At 66.9% G+C, this 17264-nt stretch carries 16 protein-coding genes; 11 read left to right on the top strand and 5 right to left on the bottom strand.

Going from position 1 to position 17264, the window contains the following annotated elements:
• Window positions 1–4: 4 nt before the first annotated feature.
• From ispG to GR303_RS03530, 4 genes are all read right to left on the bottom strand, one after another.
• A complete protein-coding gene (gene ispG, locus GR303_RS03545) occupies window positions 5–1291 on the bottom strand; it encodes a flavodoxin-dependent (E)-4-hydroxy-3-methylbut-2-enyl-diphosphate synthase (protein ID WP_161721372.1) in 1287 nt (428 codons plus the stop codon).
• Window positions 1292–1379: 88 nt separating this feature from the next.
• The gene (locus tag GR303_RS03540; protein ID WP_161721373.1) at window positions 1380–1883 is read right to left on the bottom strand and encodes a Fur family transcriptional regulator; all 504 of its coding nucleotides are present in this window, start codon (window positions 1881–1883) and stop codon (window positions 1380–1382) included.
• Window positions 1884–2033: 150 nt separating this feature from the next.
• Window positions 2034–2684, bottom strand: a complete 651-nt coding sequence (locus GR303_RS03535) for a class I SAM-dependent methyltransferase (protein ID WP_161721374.1) — start codon at window positions 2682–2684, stop codon at window positions 2034–2036.
• Window positions 2681–3832 (bottom strand): glycosyltransferase family 4 protein, encoded by a 1152-nt coding sequence (locus tag GR303_RS03530; RefSeq protein ID WP_161721375.1) that lies wholly within the window; start codon window positions 3830–3832, stop codon window positions 2681–2683. The genes GR303_RS03535 and GR303_RS03530 overlap by 4 nt, the downstream gene beginning before the upstream one ends.
• A 110-nt stretch (window positions 3833–3942) precedes the next feature.
• On the opposite strand from GR303_RS03530, the gene GR303_RS03525 reads away from it, so the two are divergent.
• The 7 genes from GR303_RS03525 (at window position 3943) to GR303_RS25100 (ending at window position 9667) form a co-directional block, all read left to right on the top strand.
• The gene (locus GR303_RS03525; RefSeq protein WP_161721376.1) at window positions 3943–4260 is read left to right on the top strand and encodes a SemiSWEET family sugar transporter; all 318 of its coding nucleotides are present in this window, start codon (window positions 3943–3945) and stop codon (window positions 4258–4260) included.
• A 28-nt stretch (window positions 4261–4288) separates the two neighbouring features.
• Window positions 4289–5461, top strand: a complete 1173-nt coding sequence (locus GR303_RS03520; RefSeq protein WP_161721377.1) for a DNA topoisomerase IB — start codon at window positions 4289–4291, stop codon at window positions 5459–5461.
• 212 nt (window positions 5462–5673) lie between these two features.
• Complete coding sequence (locus GR303_RS03515) at window positions 5674–6024, top strand: hypothetical protein (protein ID WP_161721378.1); 351 nt, start codon at window positions 5674–5676, stop codon at window positions 6022–6024.
• A 67-nt stretch (window positions 6025–6091) separates the two neighbouring features.
• On the top strand, window positions 6092–6970 hold the full coding sequence (locus tag GR303_RS03510; protein WP_161721379.1) for an MBL fold metallo-hydrolase: 879 nt from the start codon (window positions 6092–6094) through the stop codon (window positions 6968–6970).
• A gap of 68 nt (window positions 6971–7038) precedes the next feature.
• Complete coding sequence (locus GR303_RS03505) at window positions 7039–8475, top strand: cytochrome ubiquinol oxidase subunit I (protein WP_161721380.1); 1437 nt, start codon at window positions 7039–7041, stop codon at window positions 8473–8475.
• 11 nt (window positions 8476–8486) lie between these two features.
• The gene (gene cydB / locus GR303_RS03500; protein ID WP_161721381.1) at window positions 8487–9536 is read left to right on the top strand and encodes a cytochrome d ubiquinol oxidase subunit II; all 1050 of its coding nucleotides are present in this window, start codon (window positions 8487–8489) and stop codon (window positions 9534–9536) included.
• Window positions 9536–9667, top strand: coding sequence for a hypothetical protein (locus tag GR303_RS25100; RefSeq protein ID WP_281351416.1), 132 nt, complete (start codon window positions 9536–9538; stop codon window positions 9665–9667). The genes cydB and GR303_RS25100 overlap by 1 nt, the downstream gene beginning before the upstream one ends.
• Here GR303_RS25100 and GR303_RS03495 read toward each other — a convergent pair.
• Window positions 9664–10518 (bottom strand): ribonuclease E inhibitor RraB, encoded by an 855-nt coding sequence (locus GR303_RS03495; RefSeq protein WP_161721382.1) that lies wholly within the window; start codon window positions 10516–10518, stop codon window positions 9664–9666. The genes GR303_RS25100 and GR303_RS03495 overlap by 4 nt on opposite strands.
• A 392-nt stretch (window positions 10519–10910) precedes the next feature.
• On the opposite strand from GR303_RS03495, the gene GR303_RS03490 reads away from it, so the two are divergent.
• From GR303_RS03490 to otsB, 4 genes are all read left to right on the top strand, one after another.
• A complete protein-coding gene (locus GR303_RS03490) occupies window positions 10911–12680 on the top strand; it encodes a type I secretion system permease/ATPase (protein ID WP_246205255.1) in 1770 nt (589 codons plus the stop codon).
• Window positions 12681–14006, top strand: a complete 1326-nt coding sequence (locus GR303_RS03485) for an HlyD family type I secretion periplasmic adaptor subunit (protein ID WP_161721384.1) — start codon at window positions 12681–12683, stop codon at window positions 14004–14006.
• A gap of 279 nt (window positions 14007–14285) precedes the next feature.
• Entirely contained in the window at window positions 14286–16487 is a 2202-nt protein-coding gene (locus GR303_RS03480; protein WP_246205296.1) for an alpha,alpha-trehalose-phosphate synthase (UDP-forming), read from the top strand.
• Window positions 16488–16511: 24 nt separating this feature from the next.
• The gene (gene otsB, locus GR303_RS03475; RefSeq protein ID WP_246205256.1) at window positions 16512–17264 is read left to right on the top strand and encodes a trehalose-phosphatase; all 753 of its coding nucleotides are present in this window, start codon (window positions 16512–16514) and stop codon (window positions 17262–17264) included.

Raw genomic sequence — 17264 nt, 5'->3', positions numbered from 1 at the left:
CGCCTCACTCGGCGGCGTCGCGCCCGGGCTGGCCGTAATTCTTCTCGATATAGTCGAGGACGATCTTCTGGAAGTCCTGGGCGAGCGTCGGCCCGCGCAGGGTCATGGCCTTCCTGCCGTCGATGAAGACGGGGGCCGCCGGCTGCTCGCCGGTACCGGGCAGCGAAATGCCGATATGCGCGTGCTTCGACTCGCCCGGCCCGTTCACGATGCAGCCCATGACCGCCACGTTCAGGTTCTCGACGCCCGGATAGGTGCGCCGCCATTCGGGCATGGAGGCGGAGATCCAGTTCTGGATGTCGCGCGCCAGCTCCTGGAAGACGGAGGACGTGGTTCGCCCGCAGCCGGGGCAGGCGGCCACCAGGGGCACGAAGGTGCGAAAGCCCATGGTCTGGAGGAGTTCCTGGGCCGTCTTGACCTCCAGGGTCCGGTCGCCGCCGGGTTCCGGGGTCAGGGAGTAGCGGATCGTGTCGCCGATGCCCTGCTGCAGCAGGATGCCGATGGCGGCGGAGGAGGCGACGATGCCCTTCGTTCCCATGCCGGCCTCCGTGAGGCCCAGATGGATCGCATAGTCGGAGCGGCGGGCGAGTTCCTGGTAGACGGCGATCAGGTCCTGCACCGCGGACACCTTCGCCGAGAGGATGATGCGGTCCTTGCCCAGTCCGATCTCCTCGGCGCGGGCGGCGGAGAGCAGCGCCGACTGGACCATGGCCTCCCGGGTGACCCAGCGCATGTCGCGCGGGCTGGCCGAGCGGGCATTCTCGTCCATGAGGTGGGTCAGGAGCTCCTGGTCGAGGGAGCCCCAGTTGGCGCCGATGCGCACGGCCTTGCCGTGCCGGATCGCCTGCTCGACGATCGCGCCGAACTGCCGGTCCTTCTTCTCCCTGAAGCCCACATTGCCGGGGTTGATGCGGTACTTGGCGAGCGCTTCGGCGCAGGCTGGATGATCGGCGAGCAGCTGGTGGCCGATATAATGGAAGTCGCCGACGAGGGGCACGTCGACGCCGAGCCGGTCCAGCCGTTCGCGGATCCTGGGAACCGCCGCTGCCGCCTCGTCCCGGTCGACGGTGATGCGCACGATCTCGGAACCCGCCCGGGCGAGCGCCGCCACCTGGGCCACGGTCGCGTCCACGTCCGCCGTGTCCGTGTTGGTCATGGACTGCACCACGATCGGCGCGCCGCCTCCGACCATGACGGAACCGACGCGCACGCCCACCGTGCGGTGGCGCGGAGCCGGGCCGGCCAGGACCTCGGGGGCGGTTTGGATCTCGGGGGACGAGGTGAGGGGCATGCTGCAATCCACGACGGCAGCTCCGGGCTGCCGCCGTTTAGCTGATGCCAAAAGCCCTCTTCGTCAAGCGCGGCCTAGGCTCGCGCGTTCAATGGACATCCTGGCAATGGGCGCAGCGGCCCGTGATCTCCAGCACGCGGGCGCGGGGCTGGTAGCCCTGCTGCGCCAGCACCTTGAACACGGCCTCGCTCACCTCTGGCGAGGCGACCTCGGTGGCGTCGCCGCAGGCTTCGCAGATCAGGAAGGCGGTCGTCTCCCGGCCGCTGGTTCCGGCCACATAGGCGTTCCGGCTCGCGATCCGGTAGGCGAGGCCCTGCTCGATCAGGAAGTCCAGGGCGCGATAGACCGTGATCGGAGCCATGCGTCGCCCATGGGAGGCGAGCACGTCGGCGATGTCATAGGCTCCGAGGGGCTTGGGCGCGTCCAGAAGCGTCTCGAGCACACGCTTGCGGATGGGGGTGAGCCGGGCGCCCCGCGTGCGGCATAGAGCTTCCGATCGGGCCAGCACCTGCTTCGTCTTGGAGCCGTGTGGTGCCTGGAAGGGCAGGCCCGCGGCCGGAAGGGCATGGGGCAGGGACGGGGCATGGACCATCGGGATCGTCCTTCGTGGGGAAGAGTTGAGAATCAATGCGAGGCTGCACCCGCAACAGGGTGAAGCCACCTCATTCAGGTAGGTTATAACACCCCATGTTTGGAGAGGTAAACAAGGAAATGAAGTAACAAATCATCATACAAAGCCAGCTCAAGGCTGGCGGAAGCACCAGACGCTGGACCGCTTGATCTCCGCGTCCTCCAAGGCGCGTGTGACCGGCACCTCGTAGGTCGCCAGGTTCTCCAGCCGGTCCTTGGGGAGATAGCTGCGCCCCGGGTCGCCGATCAGAACCGTGGCGCCGCGCCGGCTCAAGAAGTTCAGCCAATCCGCCACCCGCCCGGCAAGGTCGCGCTCGTAGCAGATGTCGCCGGCGAGCACCGTATCCCAGCCCCTGTCCTGTCCGATGAGGTCGACCGCAATCGGCGTCACCGCGACGCCGTTGGCCTGTGCGTTGAGGCCGATGGCGGCGATGGCGAAGGGATCGATGTCGCAGGCCGTCACCTCGGCCGCTCCGGCCTTCATGGCCGCGATGGCGACAAGGCCGGAGCCGGAGGCGAAATCCAGCACGCGCCGACCGTCAACCGTCTCGGGATGATCGAGGATGTAGCGCGCCAGCGCCTGCCCGCCGGCCCAGGCGAAGGCCCAGAAGGGCGGGGCCAAGCCGATCTCGCCCAGTTCTTCTTCAGTCTTGCGCCACAGTTCCGTGGCTTCGTCCGCCACGTGAAGGGAAATTTCCGGGGCGTGCGGCACAGGTCGGAGTCGGGTCTCGGCCCGGATGAAGGCGATGGGATCGGCGATCATGGGGTGAGCATCGAGCGGTACAGATTCTTGACGCTCTCCATCACGTCCCGTTCCGTGAAGCCGTCGAGAACCCGGGCGCGGGCGGCCTCGCCCATGCGGGCGACGCGGTCCGGCTCGCGCGCCAGGGCGATGAGGGCCTGCGCGAGGCCCGCCGGGTCGCCGGAGGGCACGAGAAGACCCTCGATCCCGTCGCGCACGAGGGTCCGGCAGCCGGGCACGTCCGTGGTGAGGATGGCGCGGCCGCAGGCGGCGGCCTCCAGAAGCGTCCGCGGCAGGCCCTCGCCGCCGCGGGAGGGCAGGCAGGCGACGTGGTGCTCCCGCCAGACCCCCGCGATGTCGCGGGTCGTGCCATGCCAGGCGATCCCCGGCTCTGCGCTCCAGGTCTTCAGGGTCTCCTCCGGAACCGCCTTCGGGTTCGAGGGGTCGGGCGCACCGTAGAGGGAGAGCTCAACGGCCGCGCCCTCCGCCCGGGCCCGGCGAACGGCCTCCACGGCGAGGTCGATGCCCTTGGACCAGAGCATGCGGGCGACGACCGCCACCTTGAGCGGCGGCTGGGCCGGCAGGGGCTCGGGCCTGAGGGTGTCCGGGTCGACGCCGGCGCCGCCGAGGATCGTGACGCGGGCGTCCGCCGGGTCGAGGCCCAGCAGCCCGGGATCGTCCGTGTTCTCGAAGAGGTAACGGGTTCTGGCGGTCTCCAGGCCGCGCACCAGGAGGCGCACGGCCCGCTGCGAGAGGCGCCCGACCGTGTCGGTTCGCGCCCCCAGAAAGCCGGAGCCCGTGAGCGCATAGACCCTGGGCCCGATCCCGGCGAGCGTGGCGGCGAAGCCCCCGACCAGGATGCTCTTCAGGGCGATGCAATGGACGAGGTCGGCCTTCTCGGCCTTGAGGATGGCGGCGAGCTGGCCTGCGGCATAGCCCGCCGCCATAGGGTTCAGGCTGCGCCGCTCCGCCTCGAGCGGGATCACCCTCGCCCCCGCGGCCTCGATGGCCCCCCGGTGGTCGCGCACCCGCGTGACCACGGCGACCGCGAGCCCCAGCTCGCGCGCGGCCCGGGCCATGGGCAGGAAGTGGGAGGCGAAGAACCAGTCCTCGGTGACGACGAAGACGAGCGTGCGGCCTTGAAGGTCGGGAAAAGGAGAGGCGGGCAAGGGACGATCCGGGTGAGACGGCTGCGCTCTTCTAACGCCCCAGGGCACGAGAAGGGAACTCCCCTTCGGCGACGCCCGTTGCCGTCGGTTCGCTCAACGGGAGGATTCTCATGGCGGATTGGCTGCCGACGCTTCTGGCGACCGTCGCCGGAATCCTGTCGACCTCGAGCTTCGTGCCGCAGGTGCTCAAAGCCTGGCGGGAGCGCGACACGGCCGCCATCTCCAAGCGCATGTACCTGGTCACCGTCACCGCCTTCGTGCTGTGGTCGGCTTACGGCTTCCTGATCGGGAGCTGGCCGCTCATCGTCTTCAACCTGCTGAGCCTTGCCTTGAGCGGCACCATCCTTGCGCTGAAGATCCGCAACGACCGCAGCGAGACCCGTGCCACGGCATCGCAGGGGGAACCCGAGGCCGCACGGTCCGGTTGACGTTCTGCTTCTTCACGCAAGGCTTCCCATGCTGCTGGAACCCAACGCCACCTCCGAGAACATCGTCGATCCGCGGGATGCGGCCGAGACGGCGGGACTTACCTACGTTTCGGACGAGGAACCCGGCATCCGGCGGAAAAAGTCCGGCAAGGGTTTCACCTACCTCAAGCCCGACGGCTCGAAGGTGACGGACAAGGCGACGCTGGATCGCATCAGGTCGCTTGCCATCCCGCCCGCCTACACGGATGTGTGGATCTGTGCGAAGGCCAACGGGCACATCCAGGCGACGGGGCGGGATGCCAAGGGCCGCAAGCAGTACCGCTACCATCCCGCCTTCCGCGAGGTTCGCGAGAGCACGAAATACGAGCACATGCTCGAATTCGCGAAAGGCCTGCCGGCGATCCGCAAGACCATCGACGAGCATATGAGCCTGCGCGGCCTGCCGCGCGAGAAGGTGCTCGCGACGGTGGTGCATCTGCTCGAGAACACCCTGATCCGCGTCGGCAATGCCGATTACGTGAAGCAGAACAGGAGCTACGGCCTCACCACCCTGCGCGATCCGCATGTGAAGGTCGAGGGCGGCGAGCTGCGCTTCCAGTTCAAGGGCAAGAGCGGCAAGACCTGGAAGCTGCAGGTGAAGGACCGGCGCATCGCCCGGATCGTGAAGGCCTGCCAGGACCTGCCGGGGCAGGACCTGTTCCAGTATCTCGACGAGAACGGCGAGCAGCAATCGATCACATCCGCCGACGTGAACGCCTACCTGAAGGAGATCACCGGCCGGGACATCACGGCCAAGGATTTCCGCACCTGGGCCGGAACGGTTCTCGCCGCGCTGGCGCTGGCGGAGTTCGAGGAGTTCGACAACCAGGCCAGGGCCAAGAAGAACATCCGCGCGGCCATCGAGAAGGTCGCAGGCCGCCTCGGCAACACGCCCAGCATCTGCCGCAAGTGCTACGTCCATCCCGAGGTCTTCTCCTCTTATCTGGACGGCGAGCTGCTCCTGGAGATCAAGGAGGAGATCGAAACCGAGCTGCGCGAGGATCTGCCCTCGCTGAAGCCGGAGGAGGCGGCGGTTCTCACCCTCCTCCAGGAACGCCTGTCCCGTGAGGTGAAGAAGCAGGAGGAGGCAAAGCCTGCCAAGCGCCGCCGCTCCCCATCGCGCAAGGCGCAGGCCAAGAGCCAGCCCGAGATTCGGGCCTGAAAGTTCAGCGTCATCCCGGACGTAGCGCAGCGCAGATCCGGGATCGCAGGACGAGTGCGGCTCTCTTAACTTCTCCGTGAGAGAGGGAGATCAAAGCTTCATCCTGCACGCGATCCCGGATCGCCTGCGCACCCGCCTATATCATAGGCAGAGGCTTGACCCCTGGCATCTCCCGTGGTCCATCGCAGCGGCGTGAACCGGGACTGTGTGAGATGAGCCGTTCGCTGAAGTCGATTGCTACCATTGCGGCGTTGCTGGCTGTTGCCTTTGCCGGTGGCGTTTCACACACCGCAGCTCAGAATGCTCCTCCAAGATCGTGGCCCGAGGTGAAGTGCGAGCGCTACGGGAAGGCTTGGGCTGATGCGCTCGCCCGGCGCGGCACGCGGGGCCTGGGCCGGGATTTCCTTGAGCGACATGAGGCCTTTCTGGCCTCGGGCTGCATGGCGAGGGCCGATGTCTGCCCGCGGTCCGCCGAGGAGCTGGAGGTGGCGAACATGATGGTCGTCGCCGCCATGAATGCAGGCACGGCGAGCACCTTCCCGCCCTTCGCCTGCCGCAAGTAGCCGCCGTCCGAACATTTCGACTGTTCCTCGCGTTAGGGTGTCGCTCCATCCGTTCAGCGAGGCTTCCATGCGAATCCACCATCTCAACTGCGGCTGCATGTGCCCGGTCGGAGGCAGGCTCTGGGACGGGGTGAGCCGCGGCCTGACCGGGCATCTGGTCTGCCACTGCCAGCTCATCGAGACCGACCGCCATGGCCTGGTGCTGGTGGATACGGGCATCGGCGCCCGAGATGTGGAAAACCCCTACGAGCGCCTGAGCCCGCTCTTCGTGCACGTCAACCGCATCCAGCTCGAGCACCGCTACACGGCCCTGGAGCAGGTGAAGGAACTCGGCTTCTCGCCGCGGGACGTGCGCCACATCGTGCTCACCCATCTCGACTTCGATCACGCCGGCGGGCTGGAGGACTTTCCCGAGGCGATCGTTCACGTGCTGCGCGCCGAGGTCGAAGAGGCGGAGGTGCGGCAGGGCTTCATCCATCGCCGCCGCTACAGACCGGAGCAATGGGACGGGGTGCGCGACTGGCGCTTCTACGATCCGACGGGCGAGCAATGGTTCGGCTTCGGCTCCGTGCGCGATCTTGACGGATTGCCGCCCGAAATCCTCATGATCCCGCTGCCCGGCCACACGATGGGCCATGCGGGCATCGCCATCGACACGCCGGAGGGCTGGCTGCTCAATGCGGGCGATGCCTATTTCCACCGGCACGAGATGGACGAGGATCCATCCTGCACGCCCGGGCTCCTCGCCTATCAGCGCATGATGGAGGAGGACCGCCCCTTACGCCTCCACAACCAGGAGCGGTTGCGGGCCCTCGCGAACGATCCTCACAGCCATGTGAGGATCTTCTGCAGCCATGATCCGGTGGAGCTCGAAGCGCTGCAGCGCCTGAGCGCCGGCTGGCGTCCGCTGCGCTCCGAATCGGGGCCCGGCGTCTACGCCTCCTGATCGCTGCACCCCTGGTCCCGGCCTGCGCCCGCCCTAAAAGCAGGCTGGGACGTCCAAGGGGAAGCGGTATGGAATTCGATGCCCTGATTCTCTCGCGCATCCAGTTCGCGTTCACAATCGCCTTTCACATCATCTTTCCCGCTTTCACCATCGGCCTTGCGAGTTGGCTCGCGGCGCTCGAGTTCAACTGGCTGCGCACCGGCAACCCGCTCTACCGCAACCTTTTCCGCTTCTGGGTCAAGGTCTTCGCCGTCTCCTTCGGCCTCGGCGTCGTGTCCGGCATCGTCATGAGCTACCAGTTCGGCACGAACTGGTCGCGGTTCTCGGAGTTCACGGGCAACGTTCTGGGGCCCGTCATCGCCTACGAGGTCATCACGGCGTTCTTTCTCGAGGCGGCGTTCCTCGGCATCATGCTGTTCGGATGGGAGAGGGTGGGCGACCGCCTGCATTTCTTCGCCACCTGCATGGTGGCGCTCGGCACGCTGATCTCGGCCTTCTGGATCCTCTCCGCCAATTCCTGGATGCAGACGCCGGACGGCTTCGCGATCGAGAACGGCAAGGCGGTGCCGGTCGACTGGTTCAAGATCGTGTTCAATCCATCCTTCCCGTTGCGCTATGCCCATATGGTGATGGGCTGCTACCTGACGACGGCCTTTGCGGTTGCCGGGATGTCCGCCTGGATGCTGCTGCGCCACCCGCACGATGCCCCGGAGGCGAAGCTTGCCGCCTCGCGGCGCTCGCTGTCCATGGCCCTGTGGTTCGCCACCATCTTCGTGCCCGTGCAGATCATCATCGGCGATCTCCATGGCCTCGGCGTGCTGAAGTATCAGCCGACGAAGCTCGCCGCGATTGAGGGCAACTGGGACCGCATGTCCAACATGCCCCTGCGCCTCTTCGCGATTCCCGACACGGAAGCGGAGACCAACCATTACGAGATCGGCATCCCGAAGATCGGAAGCTGGGTGCTGACCCATGCCTTCGACGGCGAGGTTCCGGGGCTCAAGGAGGTGCCGCCCGAGGATCGCCCGCCGGTCTGGCCCGTGTTCTTCTCCTTCCGCATCATGGTGGGGATCGGCTTCGCCATGCTCGGCATCGGCCTGTGGAGCCTCTATCTGCGCTGGAAGGGCACGCTGTTCACCAACCGGGCCTTTCTCACGGCGGCCATGATCATGACGCCCTCGGGCTTCGGCGCCGTGCTCTTCGGCTGGTTCACGGCCGAGATCGGCCGCCAGCCCTGGGTGGTCTACGGGCACCTGCGCACGGCCGATGCGGTTTCGCCCGTCTCGGCCGGTGCGGTCACGGCATCGCTGCTGACCTTCATCGTCGTCTATGCCTTCGTGTTCGGCTTCGGCTCCTACTACCTCGCCAAGCTCCTGCGGCGCGGGCCTGATCCGGTGGAGGACATCCGTGGCGACGATATCGGCAAGAAGCCGAAGCGCCCGTTCTCGGTGCCCGACGAGGGTCTCGACGGGCGACCCGGCCACAAAGCCTTGCCTGTGCGATAGGAGACGGCGCCATGTTCAGCTTCGGTACGGAATATGAGGGACTGGCCTTCTGGCTGCCGCTGATCTGGTCGGGCCTGATCGCGGTGGCGGTGGCCATGTACGTGATCGTCGACGGCTTCGATCTCGGCGTCGGCATCCTCTTCAAGGCCGCTCACAACGAGAACTGGCGCGACCGCATGATGTTTTCCGTCGCTCCCATCTGGGACGGCAACGAGACCTGGCTCATCCTCGGCGGCGGCGGCCTCTTCGCCGTATTCCATGTGGCCTATGCGGTTCTGATGCCGGCGCTCTACGTGCCGATCATCCTCATGCTGATCGCGCTCATCTTCCGCGGCGTGGCCTTCGAATTCCGCTTCAAGGCGGACCGCTCGAAATTCCTGTGGGACAACGCCTTTTTCTTCGGCTCGCTGCTGGCGACCTTCTTCCAGGGCATGGTGCTCGGCGCCTTCGTGCAGGGCTTCTCCAACGACGGGCGCCAGTTCACCGGCGGCACCTTCGATTTTCTCACGCCGTTCAGCGTGCTCACCGGCATCAGCCTGATCTTCGGCTATGCCCTTCTGGGTGCGACCTGGTGCGTGATGAAGACCACGGGCGAACTGGAGATCTGGGCGCGGCGCATGTCGGTGCGTTTCCTTCTGCTCACCATCGTGGCCATGGCGGCGGTGTCGCTGTGGGTGCCGTTCCTCGGGCGGGAGATCGAGACGCGCTGGTTCTCCTGGCCCAACGTCGCCTTCCTGGCGCCGATCCCGCTGGTCACGGCCTATGTGGCCTACAGGCTCTTGCGCGATCTGGAGGAGGGGCGTCACTACCGGCCGTTCTTCCTGGCCATCGCCCTGTTCCTGCTCGGCTATCTGGGGTTGGGCGTGAGCCTCTTTCCCTACAACGTGCCGCCGAACCTCACCATCTGGGACACGGCCAACACGGTCAGTTCGCAACTCTTCGCGCTCGTCGGCTTCGCCATCGTGCTGCCGATCACCTTCGCGTATACGGCCTACGCCTATTGGGTGTTCCGCGGCAAGGTGGCCGAGGAGATCCAGGGCGGCGGCTACGGATACCATTGATGCCGGAGAACGCACATCCCAGGCCGGAGCGGCGCTCCACGCGCCTGCTCTGGTTCGTCCTTCTCTACCTGGCGAGCCTCGCGGTTTTCGCGGGGCTCGTCTATGGCCTGAGGGGGCTCATTCCCCATTAGCGATAGGTGCCGATGAAGCCCTTGTCGGTGAGCACCACCCAGCGGGCGCCGCGGCGCTCGATGGCCTCCACCTTGCCGACGCCGGGCAGGATGCCGCCGGGCATGACCTCGTAGAGGCGGCGGTTGCGGCTCTCCACGAGGGCCGCGCCGTCATAGACCTCGCGCAGCACCCAGCCGTCGACGGGCTCGTTCCGGAGCGACTTGGGAGCCGGCGCCTCCTCGCGAACCGCAGCCTCGGTCGCCTGGACGGGCGCGGCCGGTGCAGGCGCCGGGGCGGGTGGGGCCGCGGGCTTGGTGCTGAGTGAGGCGAGGGTGGCCATGATCTGACCCTCCATCCGCTCCAGCCTCTCCTCGAGCGACGAGAGCTTCTTGCCGGGCTCTTGGAGACTGACGGCGAGGCGTTCGACCTTGTCGGCCAGCGTCGTCCGCTCCGAAGCGGAGGCGGTCGATGCGGTGTGCTCGACTTCCCGGTAGGCGGCGACCGTCTGCTTGAGGGCGTCGACATCGCTGCCGAGGCGGTCGAGGATCTCCCGGCTGCGGGCAGCCTCGGCCTCAAGCCTGCCGATCGCGTCGCGGCTGGCCAGGGTGCCGGTATAGGAGGCGGACCACCCCGCTCCCACGAGCAGCAGCGCAACCGCGGCCTGGGCCGCCAGCCTGGCGGAAGCCGCCCAGCGTCCGGCGGACGGGTTCGGTTCCATGGTCGGGGACGAGGCGGTGGCGGGTTTCGCCTCGCCTCTGGCGCTGCGAACGGCCTCCGCCAAGGCGGCGCTCGCAGCGGGATCGATCTGAACGGCTTGGGCTGGGGAGGCCTTGGCCTCGCCGGGCTCCTGGGGGCGCTTCGTGGATTCCATAATCCGACCTCAATTGTAGGTCAGAGACGATTAACCATAAAAGTTTACCAAACCGTTATTTCCGGTCCTACGTAGTTACGTTGCTCCCCTTCGAACAAAGGGGAAGAAAATTCTTTTCTGCCTTTGACGAGACTTTTTGTTGACATAGTTACAGTGGATAGGGTTACAAAAGGTGGCGTAACGGAAGGCGACACCTTAGGGGCACCTCGATACCCATAAGAGTAGTGCGACAGCAGGGCCTCCTGGCCTAACTATAACGAGATACTCTTGTGGGGCCAAAAGCCCGACATCGCGGCCATCGTCAGATGGCGAACATTGTGGTAAGGTATAACCTTGCGCAATGGTACCAACCAGCAGGCGCCGGGTTGCCGGCGTGCCGATGGAAAGACAACATGAAGCAGGCATCGAGACATCGGGAAGAAAGCACAGAGGTCCAAGACGCTCTGAAGTCGTGCTTTCCCTCCTTCACGGGGGTGGCGGTCTTTTCGGCCGTGGTGAACCTTCTTGCCCTCACAGGCTCCATCTACATGCTCCAGGTCTACGACCGGGTGCTGTCGAGCCGGAGCATTCCCACGCTCATCGGCCTGTCCCTGATCACGCTGGCGGCCTTCGCCCTCTCCGGCGGTCTCGACATGATCCGCAGCCGCATGCTGGCCCGAATCGGCGCTCGCTTCGACGAGCTGCTCTCCCACCGCGTGTTCGACCTCGTGGCCACGATGCCGCTGAAGGGCGCCAAGCAGGCCGAGAGCATGCAGCCGATCCGCGACCTCGACACGATCCGCGGCTTCCTCTCGAGCCTGGGCCCGACCGCGCTCTTCGACATGCCCTTCATGCCGATCTTCCTCATCGGCTGCTTCATGATCCATCCTGGCATCGGCGTGCTGTCCGTGGCCGGCGGCGTCGTCATCATTCTCTTGACGATCTACACGGACGCCAAGAGCAAGGGCCCCTCCTACGAGGTGACGAAGAGCGGCGCCGAGCGCCATGCCATCGCGGAGACCAGCCGCCGCAACGCCGAGGCCATCCGGGCCAACGGCATGCTGAGCTACCTCTCCAAGCGCTACGACGAGATCCATGTCCGCCACGTCAACGACGGCCTGATGGCCAGCGAGTCTTCGGCGGGCATCAGCGCCTTCGCCAAGGTCTTCCGCATGGTGCTCCAGTCCGCCGTGCTGGGCCTGGGCGCCTATTACGTGATCCAGGGTGAGATGTCGGGCGGCCTGATGATCGCCGGCTCGATCCTCATGTCCCGCGCGCTCGCTCCCATCGAAATCGCGGTGGCGCACTGGAAGGGCTTCACCGCCTCCCGCCAGGCCTATCGCCGCCTGCAGCACATCATGTCCCTGGTGCCTGCCCAGGGCCAGCGCATGCCGCTGCCCGCGCCGAAGGCCGTCCTGTCGGTCGAGGACATCTATGTGGGCGCTCCCGGCGCTTCGCTGCCGATCGTCCAGGCCGCCTCGCTGCAGCTCCGCGCCGGCCAGGGCCTCGGCCTCATCGGTCCCAGCGCCTCCGGCAAGTCGACCCTGGCCCGGGCCCTCGTCGGCGTGTGGCCGACCCTGCGCGGCGAGATCCGCCTCGACGGCGCCGCCCTCGACCAGTGGGAATCCGACGCGCTCGGCCGCCACATCGGCTACCTGCCTCAGGACGTGGAGCTGTTCGAGGGCACGGTCGCGGAGAACATCTCCCGCTTCCAGCCCGACGCGAAGCCGGAGGACGTCATCGCCGCGGCCCAGGCGGCCGGCGCGCACGAGCTCATCCTGAACCTGCCCGACGGCTACGACACCCGCCTCGGCGAGGGCGGGGCCTCCCTCTCGGGCGGCCAGCGCCAGCGCGTGGCGCTCGCCCGCGCCCTCTACGGCAACCCGTTCCTGGTCGTGCTCGACGAGCCGAATGCCAGCCTCGACGGCGCCGGCGACGAGGCCCTGAACCAGGCCATCCTGTCGGTCCGCAAGCGCGGCGGCATCGTGGTCGTGATCACGCACCGCCCGGCCGCTCTCGGTCAGGTCGATCAGGTCGCCATCATGGAAGAGGGCCGGATCAAGGCCATGGGCCCGCGGGACGAGGTCCTGCAATCCGTCATGAAGCGCAACGCGGCGCCGCCTCCGGCGCGCCCGCAGCAGGCGCCGGCCGCTCCCGCGGCCAACCTGCGAGAGGTCGGTTAAATGTTGGTCATTCAAGCTCCCGAAAAGAAGCCTTCCGTCCACCAGCGGATCCTGCGCCAGTCCGCGATCGGCGGCATGGCCATGATCGGCCTCTTCGGCGGAACCATCGGCCTGTGGGCGGCCACCTCGACGCTTTCCGGCGCGGTCGTCGCCGGCGGTCAGTTCGTGGTCGACACCAGCGTCAAGAAGGTCCAGCACTCGACCGGCGGCATCGTCGGCGAGCTGAAGGTGAAGGAGGGCGACCGCGTCGCACAGGGCGATCTCCTGATCCGCCTGGATGAGACGGTGACCCGGGCCAACCTTCAGGTGGTCGCCAAGCAGCTCGACGAGTATCTCGGCCGCCAGGCCCGTCTCGAGGCCGAGCGCGACGGTGCTCCCGATGTGCAGACCCCGCCGGAATTCGCCCACCGTCTCAACGAGCCGGCCGTGCAGAAGATCATGTCCTCCGAGCGAACCCTGTTCGTGGCGCGCCGCGCCTCGCGCGAGGCGCAGAAGGACCAGCTCAAGAAGCGCATCGCCCAGTCCCGCGACGAGATCGTGGGCCTGAGGGCGCAGCAGCAGGCCAAGGCCCGCGAGGCCGAGCTGATCGTGGACGAGCTCAAGGGCGTGCGCGACCTCTACCAGAGGAACCTGGTTCCGATCACGCGCCTCAACGCGCTCGAGCGCGATGCCGCCAGCATCGAAGGCCAGCGCGGCCAGCTCATCGCGTCGGTGGCCCAGGCCGAGAGCCGCATCGCCGAGACGGAGTTCCAGATCATCCAGATCGACGAGCAGACCCGCGCCGAGGCGGTGCAGGAGCTGCGCGAGATCCAGGCCAAGGTCGCGGAGTACACCGAGCGCCGCGTGGCGGCCGAGGATCAGCTCAAGCGCATCGACATCCGTGCGCCGAGCGACGGCTACGTGCACCAGCTCAACGTGCACACCATCGGCGGCGTGATCTCGCCCGCCGAGCCGGTGATGAACATCGTGCCCGTGAACGACAAGCTCGAGCTCGAGGCGAGGGTTCTCCCCAACGAGATCGACCAGGTGAAGATCGGCCAGAAGGCGACAGTGAAGGTCCATGCCTCCAACGCCCGCAACATGCCCGACCTGCACGGCACCGTGAGCCGCATCTCGGCCGACGTGTCCCGCGACCAGCAGACAGGCACCACCTTCTATACGATCCGCATCGAGCTGCCGCAGAACGAGCTCAAGAAGCTCGAGAACCTGCACCTGATCGCCGGCATGCAGGCGGAGGTCTTCGTCGAGGTGAACGAGCGCACCCCGCTCGAGTACTTCTTCAAGCCGATGCAGGAGCAGATCGCCCGCGCCTTCCGCGAGCACTGACCCTCCCGCCTTTCGAGTCCTGGAACCGCGGCCCGTGTCGACACCACGGGCCGCGGTTTTCGTTTCGGGAGCCCTCCGATCCTCCTCCCGTTCCGCTCAAGCCTGGAAAGTTCGGTCCGGGAGCCCATAACAGGGGCGAAGGCCGCATTCCCCTGCAGCCCTCCATCGAAGGCGAGGTCCAAGGGCTCGCCCGGAGCCCGCCCGGCCGCTCGATGCAGGTATCGACTTCTTGAGGAACTGAGTGCTTTGAGGATCATCTTCCGCTTTGGCGGCATCGCGATGCTCGTCGCGGCCATCGTCATCCTGGCCGTGCTGCCCTTTGCGACGTCCTTCGTGGAGCAATGGTCGCGCCGTGACGTCGAATTGCGGTCCCGCCTCGTGTTCAACTCCGTGCGCGACCAGGTCAGCGGCTTGCTGGCCCGCAACGACACCCAGCAGATTGCAACCCTGTTCGAGCGCATCGCCTCCGACGAGCGCGTCCTGGCCATCGGCTTTTGCGATGGGCAGGAACTGCGCTTTCCCTCCCGCAACATGCCTCCCTCCTTCTCCTGCACGGAGGCGTCGCGGTCCGATGCGGAGAGCTTCTCGACCGTGCGGAACCAGGACCACAACGTGCTGGTCAGCTCGTTTCCCCTGAATGCAGGCGGCCGGGCAGGGCACCTCGTGGTGCTTCATGACCTCAGCTATGCCGACCAGAGGGGCGGGGAGGCGCGCAACTATCTCTTCCTGGCCCTCGCCGGCGTCGCCTTCGGGGCTGCGGCCCTGGCCGCCATGATCGCCGCCATCATCATGAGGCGCTGGCTGGCCTCCATCCGCCAGGCGCTCGAGAACGCCCGGGCGGGGGGCGCCCAGCCGCCGGTCGAGGAGAACATCATCCCCCTCGGCCAGGAGATCCGCGACGTCCTGCAGGAGCTGGAGGCCTCGCGCCGCACCATCGATGCCGCCCATACCGACTGGAGCCCCGACACCTTGCGGGCAGCCCTGGCCAACGAGCTGTCGGGCTCGGAGGTGATCGTGGTCTCGAACCGCGAGCCCTATATCCACAACAGAACCGAGGACGGCCGAATCAGCCTGCAGATCCCCGCGAGCGGTCTCGTCTCGGCCCTGGAGCCGGTGGTGCGCGCCTGCGGCGGCACCTGGGTCGCCCATGGCAGCGGCAGCGCGGACCGGGAGACGGTCGATGCCGGCGACCGGGTGCCCGTGCCGCCGAACAACCCCTCCTACACCCTGCGCCGGGTCTGGCTCTCGGAGGAGGAGCAGGACGGCTATTATTACGGGGCGGCGAACGAGGGACTCTGGCCGCTCTGCCACATCGCCTTCGTGCGGCCGATCTTCCGCGAGAGCGACTGGCAGTTCTACCGGTCCGTGAACGAGAAGTTCGCCGAGGCCATCGTTGCCGAGGCCAAGCGCGAGGATCCGATCATCCTGGTGCAGGACTACCATTTCGCCCTGCTGCCCCGCATGATCCGGGACCGGCTGCCCCAGGCGACCATCGTCACCTTCTGGCATATTCCCTGGCCCAATGCGGAGACCTTCGGCATCTGCCCCTGGCGCGAGGAGATCATCGACGGGCTGCTGGGCTCCTCGATCCTGGGCTTCCATACCCAGGCCCATTGCAACAACTTCCTCGATTCGGTGGATTCCTACGTGGAAAGCCGCATCGACCGGGAGAAGGATTCGGTGATCTTCGGCGGCGAGGAGACCCTGATCCGGCCTTATCCGATCTCCATCGAATGGCCGCCGACGGCGCTGGAGGGGCAGAGGCCGGTGGAGGAATGCCGCCGGATCGTGCGCGAGCGCCTCGGCCTTCCCCCTGACATGCGCATCGGCGTCGGCATCGAGCGGTTCGACTATACCAAGGGCATCCTCGACCGCATGCAGGCCATCGACGTCCTGCTGGCCGAGCACCCCGAATGGCACGGGAACTTCGCCTTCGTCCAGGTTGCAGCCCCGACCCGCAGCAAGCTCCAGAACTACCGCCAGCTCCAGGAGGAGGCGGAGGCGCTCGCCCGCGAGATTAACGAGCGGCATGGGGGAGACGGGTACGAGCCCATCAAGCTCCTCATCCGCCACCACGAGCCCGACGAGGTGTTCGAACTCTTCCGCGCCGCGGACCTGTGCATCGTGTCCAGCCTGCATGACGGCATGAACCTCGTCGCCAAGGAGTTCGTGGCCGCCCGCGACGACGAGCAGGGCGTGCTCATCCTCTCGGCCTTCGCCGGGGCTTCCCGCGAATTGTCGGAGGCGCTGATCGTCAATCCATACAACGCCCATGCCATGGGCGAGGCGATCAACCGGGCGCTCACCATGCCGCAGCCGGAGCAGCGCGAGCGGATGCGGCTGATGCGCGACCAGGTGAAGGAGCGCAACGTCTACCGCTGGGCCGGCCAGATGCTGCTGGCCGCCTCCCGCCTGCGCAAGCAGCAGCGGATCCGGCGGCTCATCGCCAAGGGGCGCCGCCGGGCGCCTGCCAATGCGTGACGCTCATGCAGGACGACAAGGCCGATGCCTGACATGAACGAGAACTATGCCCTCTTCCTCGATTTCGACGGGACCCTCGTCGACATCGTCGAGCGCCCCGACGCGGTTGCCGTGGAGCCGGAACTGCCGCGCATCCTGACCCGGCTCAAGGAGCGGCTCGGCGGTGCGCTCGCCATCATCAGCGGACGCCCGGTCGCCTTTCTCGACGGACGCTTCGCGCCGCACCGGTTCGACATGGCAGGCCTCCATGGGCTCGAGCACCGCATCGCGGGGCGGCTGTCCATGTGCGATCCGGAGGAGCATCCGGCCCTGCGCGAGACGGTCGCGCGCCTGAACCGGATCGTGGCCGACAAGGACGGGGTCCTGATCGAGGACAAGGGCTGCTCGGTCGCCATCCACTGGCGGCTTGCCCCGCACGAGAAGGACTTTGCCCTCGCCACCGCCCGGGCTGCCGTCGAGGCCCTGGGCGACAATTACCGGATCCAGTACGGCAAGGCCGTGGCGGAGATCCTGCCCTCGGCCGCCGGCAAGGGAAAGGTGATCGAGCGCTTTCTCGAAGAGTCGCCCTACCGGGGCCGGCATCCGATCTTCGTCGGGGACGACTTGACCGACGAAAACGGCTTCAAGACCGTGAATGCCCATGGCGGCCTCTCCGTGCGAATCGGCCCGGGCGAGACCGTGGCCAAGGTGCGCCTTGGAACGCCTGCGGACTTGCGACATTGCCTGTCCACATGGGCGCTCGAAGGTTCTCTTCCTTTTAGAGGGGATGATTGTTGA

The sequence above is a fragment of the Microvirga arsenatis genome (assembly GCF_009910705.1).
Taxonomy (GTDB): domain Bacteria; phylum Pseudomonadota; class Alphaproteobacteria; order Rhizobiales; family Beijerinckiaceae; genus Microvirga; species Microvirga arsenatis.
This window is presented reverse-complemented; position numbering and strand designations above follow the sequence as displayed.